This is a genomic window from Cribrihabitans marinus (assembly GCF_900109035.1).
GTDB classification, from domain to species: domain Bacteria; phylum Pseudomonadota; class Alphaproteobacteria; order Rhodobacterales; family Rhodobacteraceae; genus Cribrihabitans; species Cribrihabitans marinus.
Genome location: NZ_FNYD01000005.1, coordinates 146509 through 158563 on the forward strand (window position 1 = coordinate 146509; position 12055 = coordinate 158563).

General features: G+C 68.6%; 15 protein-coding genes. 5 read left to right on the forward strand and 10 right to left on the reverse strand.

Annotation, left to right across the window (positions count from 1 at the left end; all coding sequences use genetic code 11):
* Both BMX57_RS09970 and BMX57_RS09975 read right to left on the reverse strand, forming a co-directional pair.
* Window positions 1-411, reverse strand: a complete 411-nt coding sequence (locus tag BMX57_RS09970; RefSeq protein ID WP_092365973.1) for a c-type cytochrome — start codon at window positions 409-411, stop codon at window positions 1-3.
* Between the two features lie 14 nt (window positions 412-425).
* Window positions 426-821 carry a c-type cytochrome gene (locus BMX57_RS09975; protein WP_092365976.1) on the reverse strand — a complete coding sequence of 132 codons (396 nt, stop codon included), beginning with the start codon at window positions 819-821 and terminating at the stop codon, window positions 426-428.
* A 110-nt stretch (window positions 822-931) separates the two neighbouring features.
* Between BMX57_RS09975 and BMX57_RS09980 the strand changes: the two genes are divergently transcribed.
* Window positions 932-1369, forward strand: coding sequence for a DMT family transporter (locus tag BMX57_RS09980; protein ID WP_092365978.1), 438 nt, complete (start codon window positions 932-934; stop codon window positions 1367-1369).
* Here the strand turns inward: BMX57_RS09980 and BMX57_RS09985 are convergent.
* Window positions 1353-2039 (reverse strand): ABC transporter ATP-binding protein, encoded by a 687-nt coding sequence (locus tag BMX57_RS09985; protein WP_092365981.1) that lies wholly within the window; start codon window positions 2037-2039, stop codon window positions 1353-1355. The two genes, BMX57_RS09980 and BMX57_RS09985, sit on opposite strands and share 17 nt — an antisense overlap.
* A complete protein-coding gene (locus BMX57_RS09990) occupies window positions 2032-3318 on the reverse strand; it encodes a lipoprotein-releasing ABC transporter permease subunit (protein WP_092365984.1) in 1287 nt (428 codons plus the stop codon). Before BMX57_RS09990 ends, BMX57_RS09985 begins: the two co-directional genes overlap by 8 nt.
* A 271-nt stretch (window positions 3319-3589) precedes the next feature.
* Here BMX57_RS09990 and BMX57_RS09995 point away from each other — a divergent pair, with 271 nt between their 5' ends.
* Window positions 3590-3949, forward strand: a complete 360-nt coding sequence (locus tag BMX57_RS09995) for a hypothetical protein (RefSeq protein ID WP_092365987.1) — start codon at window positions 3590-3592, stop codon at window positions 3947-3949.
* 7 nt (window positions 3950-3956) lie between these two features.
* On the opposite strand, the gene proS is transcribed toward BMX57_RS09995, so the two are convergent.
* The gene (gene proS / locus BMX57_RS10000; protein ID WP_092365990.1) at window positions 3957-5297 is read right to left on the reverse strand and encodes a proline--tRNA ligase; all 1341 of its coding nucleotides are present in this window, start codon (window positions 5295-5297) and stop codon (window positions 3957-3959) included.
* A gap of 146 nt (window positions 5298-5443) precedes the next feature.
* Between proS and BMX57_RS10005 the strand changes: the two genes are divergently transcribed.
* Genes BMX57_RS10005 through BMX57_RS10015 form a run of 3 tightly spaced genes read left to right on the forward strand, consistent with a single transcriptional unit; the run spans window position 5444 to window position 8798 of the window.
* Entirely contained in the window at window positions 5444-6511 is a 1068-nt protein-coding gene (locus tag BMX57_RS10005; protein WP_092365993.1) for an AI-2E family transporter, read from the forward strand.
* Window positions 6511-7203: a P-loop NTPase family protein gene (locus BMX57_RS10010; protein ID WP_092366483.1), complete on the forward strand. Its 693-nt coding sequence runs from the start codon at window positions 6511-6513 to the stop codon at window positions 7201-7203. Before BMX57_RS10005 ends, BMX57_RS10010 begins: the two co-directional genes overlap by 1 nt.
* A gap of 50 nt (window positions 7204-7253) precedes the next feature.
* A complete protein-coding gene (locus BMX57_RS10015; RefSeq protein ID WP_092365995.1) occupies window positions 7254-8798 on the forward strand; it encodes a Ppx/GppA family phosphatase in 1545 nt (514 codons plus the stop codon).
* A 7-nt stretch (window positions 8799-8805) separates the two neighbouring features.
* Here the strand turns inward: BMX57_RS10015 and BMX57_RS10020 are convergent, their stop codons facing one another.
* The 5 genes from BMX57_RS10020 to BMX57_RS10040 are packed head-to-tail and all read right to left on the reverse strand — an operon-like array spanning window position 8806 to window position 12055.
* The gene (locus tag BMX57_RS10020) at window positions 8806-9186 is read right to left on the reverse strand and encodes a hypothetical protein (RefSeq protein ID WP_092365998.1); all 381 of its coding nucleotides are present in this window, start codon (window positions 9184-9186) and stop codon (window positions 8806-8808) included.
* Between the two features lie 38 nt (window positions 9187-9224).
* Window positions 9225-10238, reverse strand: a complete 1014-nt coding sequence (locus BMX57_RS10025; RefSeq protein WP_092366001.1) for an endonuclease/exonuclease/phosphatase family protein — start codon at window positions 10236-10238, stop codon at window positions 9225-9227.
* 3 nt (window positions 10239-10241) lie between these two features.
* Window positions 10242-10922 carry a TerB family tellurite resistance protein gene (locus tag BMX57_RS10030; protein WP_092366004.1) on the reverse strand — a complete coding sequence of 227 codons (681 nt, stop codon included), beginning with the start codon at window positions 10920-10922 and terminating at the stop codon, window positions 10242-10244.
* Window positions 10923-10931: 9 nt separating this feature from the next.
* Window positions 10932-11456, reverse strand: a complete 525-nt coding sequence (locus tag BMX57_RS10035) for a GNAT family N-acetyltransferase (RefSeq protein WP_092366007.1) — start codon at window positions 11454-11456, stop codon at window positions 10932-10934.
* Window positions 11453-12055 (reverse strand): VOC family protein, encoded by a 603-nt coding sequence (locus BMX57_RS10040; protein WP_092366010.1) that lies wholly within the window; start codon window positions 12053-12055, stop codon window positions 11453-11455. The genes BMX57_RS10035 and BMX57_RS10040 overlap by 4 nt, the downstream gene beginning before the upstream one ends.

Consider the following 12055-nt stretch of genomic DNA (forward strand, 5'->3'; position numbering starts at 1 on the left):
TCAGAGCGCGGCGGGCTGGATGCTTTCGAGATAGAACAGCAATGCCGCCAGCGGGCGGGGCGTCGGCGTCATCGTGCCGTCGACCTCGACCGGCACCGTTGGCCCTTCGAGCAGGGCGCCGAATTCCGGCATCACGTCGCTGGGCACCCGGCCGCGGCCATAGCCGTCGATTCGCGACAGGGTATCGGCGCGCGGCAGGGTACCGCCGTTGCGCGCCGCGATGGTGGTCAGGTCCGGCGCCCGGCCGCCGGCGGGCAACACCCGGCCTTTGGCATCCGACCCGTGGCACGCCGCGCAGTTCTCGGCAAAGATGGCGGCCCCGTCCGACGCGGTGGGCATCTCGTTTTCCGGGCCGCAGGCGGCCAGAAAGGCGGCCGCGGCGAGGGCGGAGAAGGCGGCGGGTCGGGTCATGGGCGTCGGTCCTTTCAGTGGCGTTGCAAGGTCTTCATATACGCCACAAGATCCAGGATCGGAACGCTTGTCAGGATCGGCTGGCCCGACGCGGTCTTGGCCGCGACATCCTCGCCCTCGAAGAAGAAGCCGTAGACCGGCATCGGGCTGCCGTGGCTGACAAGCGGGTCGCGCCCGTCGATGCGCTTGATCACCCGTTCCAGCGGAAATTCGCCGCCCTCGGGCGTGAGGGCGGTCAGATCGGCGGGTTTGATGACCAGAACGCCCGTCATCGGCCCCTGCCCGGTCGCCTCCAGCCCGTGGCAGGTGGCGCAATGGCGCAGGAACAGCTCTTCTCCGCGTTCGGCATCCTGCGCGCCCAGCGGTGTCGCCAGGGCCATCAGGATCGCGGCTATCGCTTTGTATTTCATGGTCGCTTCATCCTTCGAGCTTTGCCCCTCGGTACTCACAGGCTTGTGGATTCCGGTCGGCGCCGCAATGATCCACGTCAAATCGAACCGCCAATCGCCGGAGATCTGCCATGACCCACTACGCCCTGATCATGCTGGCCGCCGGGATCGGGATTCCCGTGCTGGCGGCGCTGAATGCCGCGCTGGGCCGGGTGATCGGCTCGCCCACCACCGCGGGGGCGGTACTTTTCCTGATCGCGTTCCTGGCCTCGGGCGCGCTGATGCTGGCCTTTTCCGGACCGCAGGCGCTGGGCCGGCTGGCCGAGGCGCCGCGGCACCTGTTCCTCGCCGGCCTCCTGGTGGCGTTCTACGTGCTGACCATCACGCATATCGCACCGCATTTCGGCGTCGGAAACGCGGTGTTCTTCGTGTTGCTGGGCCAGTTGCTCTCGGCCGCGGCGATCGACCATTTCGGACTGTTCGGCGCCCAGGTCAGCCCGCTGAGCCTGAGCCGCGCGGCGGGAATCGCCCTGATGGCGGCGGGCGTGGCGGTCACGCAGCTGGCGTGATCCGGCCCGCGTCCAGGTGCACCACGCGATCCATCCGCGCCGCCAGGTCGTGATTGTGGGTGGCGATCAGCGCCGAAAGGCCGGTATCGGCCACCAGCCCCATCAGCGCCGCGAACACCCGGTCCGAAGTTTCGGGATCGAGGTTGCCGGTCGGCTCGTCGGCCAGCAGCAGGCGCGGCGCGTTGGCCAGCGCGCGGCAGAAGGCGACACGCTGCTGCTCGCCGCCCGAGAGCGCCGCGGGCCGGTGGCCCGCGCGCTCGGCCACCCCGACCCGGCCCAGAAGCTCCATCGCGCGGGCCTCGGCCTCGGCCGGTGAGGTGCCGTTGGCCAGCTGCGGCAGCACCACATTCTCGACGGCGGTGAATTCGGGCAGCAGGTGGTGGAACTGGTAGACGAAGCCCACGTCGCGGCGACGGGCAGCGGTGCGCGCGCGGTCGCCGCGCCCGGCCATGTCGGCGCCGCCGATCTCGACCCGGCCGCGGTCGGGCGTGTCCAGCAGGCCCGCCATGTGCAGCAGCGTCGACTTGCCCGCCCCCGAGGGCGCCACCAGCGCCACGGTCTCGCCCGCGCGCAGTTCCAGGTCGGAGCCGCGCAGCACCTGGACCTCGTTCGGCCGTCCCGAATTGTAGGTCTTGGTCAAACCCTCCAGCCGCAGAACCGTCTCACTCATAGCGCAGCGCCTCCACCGGGTTCATCCGCGCCGCGCGGCGGGCGGGAAAGTAGGTGACGAGAAAAGACAGGCCCAGCGACAGCGACACCGCCTTGAGCACGTCCGACAGGTGCAGCTGCGCCGGCAGGGCATAGATGCCCCGGATCGCCGGATCCCAGACGCCGCCGCCCATCGCGTAGTTCACGAAGGAGAAGATCGGATCGATGTAGATGGCAAAGAGGCACCCAAGGATCACGCCCAGCGCGGTGCCGATCAGCCCGGTGAAGGCGCCGCAGATGAAGAACACCCGCAGAACCGAGCCTTCGCTCAGCCCGATGGTGCGCAGGATGCCGATGTCGCGGCCCTTGTTCTTGACCAGCATGATCAGCCCCGAGACGATGTTCATCGCCGCGATCAGCACCAGGATCGACAGGATCACGAACATCACGTTGTCTTCGACCTCGAGCGCGCGCAGGAACCCGCCCGAGGCGTCCTGCCAGGTCCAGACCCGGGCACGCTCGCCCGCGGCGGTCAGGATCGGGACAACAACCTTGTCCAGCGCCTCCGGCTCTTCGACCATCACTTCAAGTTCGTCGGCTACCCCCTCGCGATTGAAGTAGATCTGCGCCTCGGAGAACGGCATGTAGACGCGGGTGCGGTCGATGTCGTAGCGGCCCACCGAGAACACATAGACCACCTCGTAGGCGCTGACCCGGGGGCTGGTGCCGAAGGCGGTCTTGACCCCGTTGGGCGAGATCAGCTTGATCCGGTCGCCTGCCACCACGCCCAGTTCGCGCGCCACGCCCGAGCCGATGGCGACACCTTCGCCAAAGCGCGACAGGTCGCCCTGCGCCGCCTCGCCGTCGGCGATGCCCGGCAGGTCGGCCAGGTCGTCGGGCGCGATGCCATAGACCTGCACGCCGGCGTTGCGGTCGCCATGCGAGGCCAGCACCTGCCCGCGCACCAGCGGCGCGGCGCGGGTCACGCCCGGCACCTCGGCCACCCGCGCGGCCATCTCGGCATAGTCGGGAATGCTGCGGTCGGCGGCGCCGGTCTCGCCGATCATGGTGGCGTTGTAGACCGTCACATGGGCGTTCGCGCCCAGGATCGTGTCGACGAACTCGGCCCGGAAGCCCGAACGCACCGCCAGCGTTGCGATCAGCGCGAAGACCGCCAGGGTGATCCCGATGAGCGAGATCCAGGTCATCACGCTGACCCCGCCCTCGGACCGGCGGGCGCGCAGATAGCGCCAGGCGATCATCCACTCGTGCCTGGCAAAGGGGGGCGGGCTTTGGGCCATGTTCCGTCCTGTCGTGGTTTCGCGGCGAACCTGTGCGTTTCGACCGGTATCGTCAAGCCGTGAACGCCACGCCCGCCGGGGTCGTCCTGCGCCGGAACCGCTCGCGCGGAACGTGCGACGGCCCCGAACAAAGCAGCCATGGCCGCTGGCATTGTGTCGTTTTAGACAACACTTGCGCGTTATGTGACTTTTTACCTTTGGGATTCGCCGGGCGTCAGGCAGGCTTTAACCCGTGATGTGCTTTACCTGGGGTGACAAGTGAACTGGTGTTATGAAACAGACGCGAACCGAAGACATGGCCGGCAAGGTTTTGCCGCCATCCATGGCGCCCAAGCCGGACTGTGAAACAGCGGCCCTGCTGCGCGCCAGCCTCAACCCGATCTTCGACCGGTCCAACACATGGGGTGGCCTGCTGAGCCGCCTGGCCCGCAAGGGCTATGGCCTGGCCTTCTATGGCGGGCGCCTGGTGCTGACCAGCCTGCCCGGCAAGGAGCGGGTCTGTTCGGACCGTTTCCTGGGCCAGCCCTTCGGCGAGCTGGTCAGGAGACTGGGCCGGCCCGCGGTGCGGCCCCTGCCCGGCGGTCGCGCGGATGGCGAACTGATCGCGACCGGCCCGCGCCGCCCGGCCTGACCGCCCTTCAGCGGTGCGGCTCGTAGATGGCCGCGATCCGGCGCACCGCCTCTTCGGGGCTCACCTCCTCGCTGTCGCCCGTGCGGCGCGAGGTCAGCTCGACCACACCATTCTTCAGCCCACGCGGACCCACGGTGATGCGCCAGGGCAGACCGATCAGGTCCATCGTGGCGAACTTGCCGCCGGCGCGCTCGTTGCGGTCGTCATAGAGCGGCTCCAGCCCGATCGCGGTCAGCGCCGAATAGAGCTGCTCGCAGGCCGCGTCGGCCTCGGCGTCGCCCTGTTTCAGGTTCACGATCCCGCAATGGAACGGCGTCACGCCCTCGGGCCAGATGATGCCCCTGTCGTCATGGCTGGCCTCGATGATCGCGCCGACCAGCCGGCTGACGCCGATGCCGTGGCTGCCCATGTGCACCGGCGACTGCTTGCCGTCCGGCCCCTGCACCACGGCTCCCAGCGGCTCGGAATACTTGGTGCCGAAGTAGAAGATCTGGCCCACCTCGATTCCGCGCGCGTTGCGGCGCCGGTCCTCGGGCACCTCGTTGAACCGCGCCTCGTCATGGGTCTCGTCGGTGCGCGCATAGAGCGCGGTGAACTCCTCCATCACCGCGCGGCACTGGTCCACGTTATCGTAGTCGATCTCGCGCTCGCCCAGGCGGATGTCGGTCACCGCGCTGTCATAGAACACCTCGGATTCGCCGGTCTCGGCCAGCACCAGGAACTCATGCGTGTCGTCGCCGCCGATCGGGCCGGAATCCGCGCGCATCGGGATCGCCTGCAGCCCCATCCGCTCGTAGGTGCGCAGATAGCTGACCAGGTGACGGTTATAGGCGTGCAGCGCGTCCTCCTTGGTCAGGTCGAAATTGTAGCCGTCCTTCATCAGGAACTCGCGGCCGCGCATGACGCCGAAACGCGGGCGGATCTCGTCGCGGAACTTCCACTGGATGTGGTAGAGCGTCAGTGGCAGGTCCTTGTAGCTGCTGACATGGCCGCGGAAGATGTCGGTGATCAGCTCCTCGTTGGTCGGGCCATAGAGCATATCGCGCCCGTGCCGGTCGGTGATGCGCAGCATCTCCTGCCCATAGTCGTCATAGCGCCCGCTCTCGCGCCACAGGTCCGCCGATTGCAGGGTCGGCATCAACAGCGGGATGTGACCCGCGCGCACCTGCTCCTCGTGCACGATCTGCTCGATCCGGCGCAGCACCTTGTAGCCCAGCGGCAGCCACGAGTAGATCCCCGCCGCGGCCTGCTTGATCATGCCCGCGCGCAGCATCAGGCGGTGGCTGACGATCTGCGCCTCGCTGGGCGTCTCCTTGAGAACAGGCAGAAAGTAACGGGTCAGGCGCATCGGACCTCTCTTGTCTCGCAACGTTTCGCTGTGTCGCGGTCTACGGCATCGCCGCGTGACAGGCAATCGGCCAATACGCTTGGGCCGCCGCCACTTGCGCCCGCCGGGGGATTGGGCGATGTCTAGGTCAACCGACGAGAGGGCCGATGGCGCTTCCGACTTCGACACAGTTCCGATACTGGGGCATCGCCACGGCCATCTTCGTGGTCGTGATGTGGTTTCTGGGCGACGTTCTGCTGCCGTTCATCATCGGCAGCGCGATCGCCTATTTCGTGGACCCGGTGGCCGACCGTTTGGAAAGCTGGGGCCTCTCGCGGGTCGCCGCGACCTTCGTCATCACGGTGGCGTCCATCCTGGTGGTGGTGATCCTGCTGCTGGCGGTGGTGCCGGCACTGATCACGCAGATGGTGGACCTGGCCAACACCATGCCGCAGCTGTTCCAGGACCTGCGCGGCTTCATCAACAAGCATTTCCCGTCCCTGCTGGACCAGAACTCGGAAGCGCACAAGGCCCTCACCGAGATCGGCCAGACCCTGAAGTCGCGCATCGGCGACGTGCTGAAGACAGTGCTGGGCTCGGCCGCCTCGGCGATCAACGTGGTGGTGCTGCTGGTCATCGTGCCGGTGGTGTCGGTCTACATGCTGCTGGACTGGGACCGGATGATCGGGCGCATCGACCAACTGCTGCCGCGCGACCATGCGCCGGTGATCCGGCAACTGGCGACGGATATCGACCGGGTGCTGGCCTCGTTCGTGCGCGGCATGGGCACCGTCTGCCTGATCCTGGGCACCTATTACGCCGTGGCGCTGATGGCGGTCGGGCTGCAATTCGGGCTGGTGGTCGGCTTCATCGCCGGGCTGGTCACGTTCATCCCCTACTTGGGCGCGCTGATCGGCGGGCTGCTGGCCATCGGGCTGGCGCTGTTCCAGTTCTGGGGGTCCTGGGGCTCGATCGCGCTGGTGGCCGGGATCTTCGCCATCGGCCAGGTGGTCGAGGGCAATTTCCTGACCCCCAAGCTGGTCGGCAACTCGGTCGGCCTGCATCCTGTCTGGCTGCTGCTGGCGCTGTCGGTCTTCGGCTCGATGTTCGGCTTCGTGGGCATGCTGGTTGCCGTGCCGGTGGCGGCGGCGCTGGGCGTGCTGGCCCGGTTCGGTACCGAGCAATACCTGCAAAGCCGTCTCTACAAGGGATTGAGCGAGCAGGACGCCGAATGATGGCCCAGCAGCTCAGTTTCGACCTGCCGGCCCACACCGCGCTCGGGCGCGAGGATTTCTTCGTCTCGCCCGCGAACAGCCAGGCGGTGGCGGCGATCTCGGCGCCGCACTGGCCGGGCAACAAGCTGGTGCTGTCGGGACCGGCGGGATCGGGCAAGACCCATCTCGCCCATGTCTGGGCGGCGCAGACCGGCGGCCGGATCGTCGCCGCAACCGCGCTGACACCCGAGGCCGTGCCGACCCTGGCGCAGGGGCCAGTTGCGATCGAGGATGTGCCAGAAATCGCCGGAGACGCGCAGGCGCAGGACGCGCTCTTCCACCTGCACAACCTGGCCCTGGCCGAAGGGCGCGCGCTACTGCTCACCGGGCGCGGCGCGCCGCGGTTTTGGGGCCTGACCCTGCCCGACCTGACAAGCCGGATCGAGGGCGCCAATCACGCCGCGCTGAGCGCGCCCGACGACGCGCTGCTGGGCGCGGTGCTGGCCAAGCTCTTCGACGACCGCCAGCTCAGCCCCGGGCCCGAGGTCATCACCTATCTGGTGCGCCGGCTGGAGCGCAGCTTTGACGCCGCCGCCCGTGCGGTTGCGCGGCTCGACCGGGCGGCGCTGGCGGAACGGCGCGGCATCACCCGCAGCCTGGCCGCCGCGGTGGTCGAAGGGATGGCCCCCGCGCCAGAGCAACGGCACGATTGACAAGGACGGGCCGATCGCAGAATCCTGCCGGCGCAAGGATCAAGGACACCATGAACCTGCAGACAGAGACCGCCACGCCCGACTGGGGCCCGCTCGGCAGACCGCTCTTCAACGAACCCAGCGCGCGCGCGCTGTCGCGTGTCGGGGTGGTGGATGTCGGATCGAACTCGGTGCGGATGGTGGTCTTTGACGGCGCGGCGCGCTCGCCCGCCTATTTCTACAACGAAAAGATCATGTGCGGCCTCGGTGCCGGGCTGTCCGAGACCGGCCGCTTGAACCCCGAGGGGCGGGAACGCGCGCTGGCGGCGCTGGAACGGTTCCAGTATCTCGCCCGCGGACTGGAGATGCCGCCGCTGCACGTGGTCGCCACCGCCGCGGTGCGCGATGCCGAGGACGGCGCCGCCTTCTGCGCCGAAGTCCAGGCGCGCACCGGCCTGCAGGTGCAGGTGATCCGCGGCACCGAGGAGGCGCGGCTCTCGGCGCAGGGCGTGCTGCTGGGCTGGCCCGGCGCCTATGGCCTGATCTGCGACATCGGCGGCTCTTCGATGGAATTGGCCGAGATCGGCGGCGGCAAGGTCGGGCGCTGCGTCACCTCTTCGCTCGGCCCGCTCAAGCTGCGCGACATCAAGGGCGGCCGGCGCGGGCGCAAGGCGGCGATCAAGGAAACGCTCGAGGAGTTGCGCGCGCAGATGGGACCGCAGCGCGACCGGCTGTTCCTGGTCGGCGGCAGCTGGCGGGCCATCGCGCGCATCGACATGGTGCGGCGCGGCTATCCGCTCAAGGTGCTGCACGAATACCGCATGTCCACCAAGGACGTGCGCGAGACCGCCAAGTTCATCGAGCAAAGCGACCCCGAGGCGCTGCGCGCCGAGGCCGGAGTGTCGGGCGCGCGCATGGCACTGGTGCCCTATGCCGCCGATGTCCTGGTCCGGCTGGTGCGCGTGTTCAAGCCCAAGGACATCGCGATCTCCTCATACGGCATCCGCGAGGGGCTGCTCTATGAACAGATGCCGCAGCGCCTGCGCGACCGCGACCCGCTGATCGAGGCCTGCCATTTCGCCGAGAACAAGGATGCCCGCCTGCCCGGCTTCGGCAAGACGCTGTTCGAGTTCGTCTCGCCGCTGTTCAAGTCGGCCCCGCCCGCCCGCCTGCGGCTGGTCAAGGCGGCCTGCCTGCTGCACGACGTCAGCTGGCGGGCGCATCCCGACTATCGCGCCGAGGTCTGTTTCGACAACGCCACCCGCGCGAACCTGGGCGGCCTGAAACACTCCGAACGGGTGTTCCTTGGCCTGGCGCTCCTGCATCGCTACCGCAACAAGCGCGAGGGCAACCGGTTCGAGCCTCTTTATGCCCTGCTCGACGAAAAGGGCCAGCAGGAGGCCGAGATCCTGGGCAAGGCGCTGCGCTTCGGCGCCATGCTGTGGATGCAGCCCGACGCCCCGATGGGCCGGCTGCGGTGGTTCCCCAAGAAAAAGCAGCTGGACCTCGTCCTGCCCGAGCAGGCGGAACCCCTGTTCGGAGAAGTGGCGCAGGCACGGCTGAAATCGCTGACATCGGCCCTGGGCGCGGATCTGTCGGTGACGATCCGCGGCTGACACCGGCTTAAAGCTCGATCGCTCCGCCCGGCCCCGGTTCCGGCAGGCTCTCCTCGGGCACGGGGTCCGGCCGGTCCTCAGGCACCTTCCTGCGGATGATGATGTCGCCATTGGGCAGGATCTCGGGCGGGTGATAGACCGACCAGTCCTTCACCTCGTCGGCAAGTTCGGCCAGCGCAGGCCCCATTTCCTGCAGAAAGCCGGCCATCGCCGGTCCGAATTCCCGGGCCAGATCCTGCAGATCCTCCAGCGCCGGCGACATCTCCTGGCGCAGCCCTTCCAGGAACAGCTCGGCGCCCTGCTCCATCAGGGACTTGCCCTCGGGCTCTTCGGCCTGGGCGGGTGCTGCGATCAGGGCGGCGAATGCAAGGGCGGCGAGACGTTTCATGCCTACAATATAGGTCGCCGCGCGACGGGGTTCAAAGCTCAGATGTCGATGTCCAGGCAAACCGGAAAATGGTCCGAGGCGGTCAGCAACGCCTCGCGCAGCTCCACCGCCTGCCAGCATCTCATGTCTTCGAACGGATTCCAGATGCGCCATCGCGGGTTACGCACCCTGAGGCCGGGCGAGATCATCACGTAGTCCAGCAGTGCCTGCAGGAACCGCCCGTCCTCGGATATCTGGAACCGCGCGGTGCTGGGCAGGGCCCCGGCACGGCGGTGGCGCATCTTGTCGGCATGCGGATCATAAAGCCCGGTCTCGACCAGGATCTCGACCGAGGAGCGGCCGAACAGGTTTTCGTACTCGTCCAGGCCCGGCCCGTCGTTGAGATCGCCCAGCAGGATCAGCTCGTCGCCCTGCGACAGATGCGCCTCGACCCGCATGGCCAGCCAGATCGCCTGCGCCAGCTGCTTGCGGCGGTTGGCGATGGAAAGCCGCATGATCTCGTCCCGGGTCTTGGCCCCGTGCGGCGCCTTGGATTTGAGATGCGCACCGATCATGCGCAGCTCGGTCCCCGCCTGCGTGCGCAGCGCCAGTTCCAGAGGCGGCTTGGAGAACCTGACCAGATCCTCGGTTGCGTCGATGTCCAGGTCGATCCGGAACACCCCGTCGAACCGGGGCGCTTCGGGGCTGCCCTTCTTGCCGGTCTCCTCGCCGCGTGGATCGTGCCGGGCGCTCAGACGGTCGGGATCGAACAGCAGCGCGATCTCCTGCTGGGTGTCGTTGACGAATCCCATCACCGCGCGCCGCGTGCGCAGCCCGAACGCCGCGGCGAACTGCTCCAGCGCGCGCACCGTGTTCTGGGTGCGGCCGGTGTTTGGCGCCTCGATCACCAACACCGCGTCAGCATCAAGCGCGGTGAACACCTTGGCCAGCGCCTCGATCTGCTGCGCGCGGGTGACATCGTGCCGGCCCGACCAACCGTCATCCAGCAGCAGCCTGTCGTCACGGTCGAAGAGGTTGGCGAACCATTCCACGTTGTAGGTCGCCAGCCGCATGGCTCAGACCCTTGCGCCGTTCAACTCGTCCCAGGCGCGGTTGATGTCGGCCATGCGGCGCTCGGCCAGCTGGATCGCCTCGGGCGGAACCCCGCGCGCGACCATCGCGTCGGGATGGGTGTCGCGCACGAGCCGGCGCCAGACCTTGCGGATCTCGTCCAGCGGCATGTCGGGGCTGACACCGAGGACGGTATAGGGATCCTTGGGCGCATCCGGCACGAAACGCGCGCGCAGCGCCTGGAACTGGCGGTCGCTCTGGCCGAAGATGCGCGCCACGTCGAGCAGAAAGGCGTCCTCGTCCGGGTGATAGGATCCGTCGGCCAGGGCGATGTGGAACAGCCCCTCCATCAGGTCGCACAGGACTTGCGAATCCTCTCCGAACATCTGGCGGATCTTGCGCGCGTACTCGCGGTAGCCGGCCACGTCCATCCGCGCCAGGTTGAACACCCGCGCGGCGTTGCGTTCCTCCTCGGGCGGGATCCGGAACACCTCGCGAAAGGCCGTGACCTCGTCGCGCGTCACCCGGCCGTCGGCCTTGGCCATCTTGGCGCCCAGCGCGATCACAGCGATGGCAAAGGCCACCGAGCGCTCGGGCGGGGTGCGCAGGCGGTCGAATACCGCCCCCAGGCTTTCGCCTTGGGCCAGCGCGCCCAGCGCGTCGGCGATGCGGGTCCACAGTGACATGGCGCCAGTCTAGCCGCTGGCCGTTGCGGTGTCAGGTACGGCTTGCGGGCGCGGGGACAGGATCTTCTGCATCAGCACCAGGTCCAGCCATTGCCCGGCCTTTCGCCCGACCTGCGGCATCCGCCCGACCTCGGCAAAGCCCAGCCGCGCGTGAAAGCCGATGCCGCCCGCGTTGGCCCCGCTGATGCCGGCGACCAGCACGTGAATGCCGTCGTCCCGCGCGACCGCCTCCAGCCGCGCCATCAGCGCCCGGCCCAGCCCCTGCCCGCGCGCGCGCTCGTCCAGCTGGATGCTGTGCTCGGCGGTGTGGGCATAGCCGGGACCGGTCCGGAACGGGCCATAGGTGGCGTGGCCGACCACCTGCCCGTCGCGCTCGGCCACAAGGAAGCGCGGGGCGCGCGCCGCGATCTGGCGGGCGATGTCCTCGGGCTGGCGCAGGTCGGTGGTGAAGGTGATCAGCGTGTCGCGGATCACCGCGTTGGCGATCCGGGCCACGGCGCCGGCATCGGCGGCGCGGGCCGTGCGCACCGTCACCGCAGTACCCGCAGGCCATGCGGCGTGTCGAACTCGGCCATCAGGCCGGGCTCGCCGGGCTCGATCACGACAAGTGGTATCGGCGCCAGCACCTCCGCCAGCGCAGCCGCGTCGGGATGCGACACGACCAGCCGTCGCAAGGCACAGCCCCGGTCGGTCAGCATGGAGGCGGGATGCAGATCGCCCTGCCACTGGATCAGGGCGGGAAACAGGTTGTCGAAGGGCAGAACGCCGTCATCCGGCACGGCCATGCGCCATTGCAGATCGCCCCGCTCCAGGGCGACCGGCTTCCCGGCCGCCACCGGCAGCGCCGCCAGAGCGGCGTCCAGGTCGCCGGTGCGGCAGATCCAGTTGCCCAGGCGCGGCGGCCCCGAGAACCGGTCCATGTCGAACCAGCGCGCCCGCCCGGGATCCGGCGCGTCGGGATCCACGGCGATGGCCTCGAGGTAGAGCCCGCCGGCCAGGCCCAGCAGCCGATTGTGGGTGCCGAACCGCGCGTGCCGGCCGCCCGACTGCATCGGAACGCCCAAAGCCGTCTCGACCGCCTCTGCCGCCGCCCCCAGGCTTTCCCCGGCCACGGCCAGGTGATCCAGTTGCAT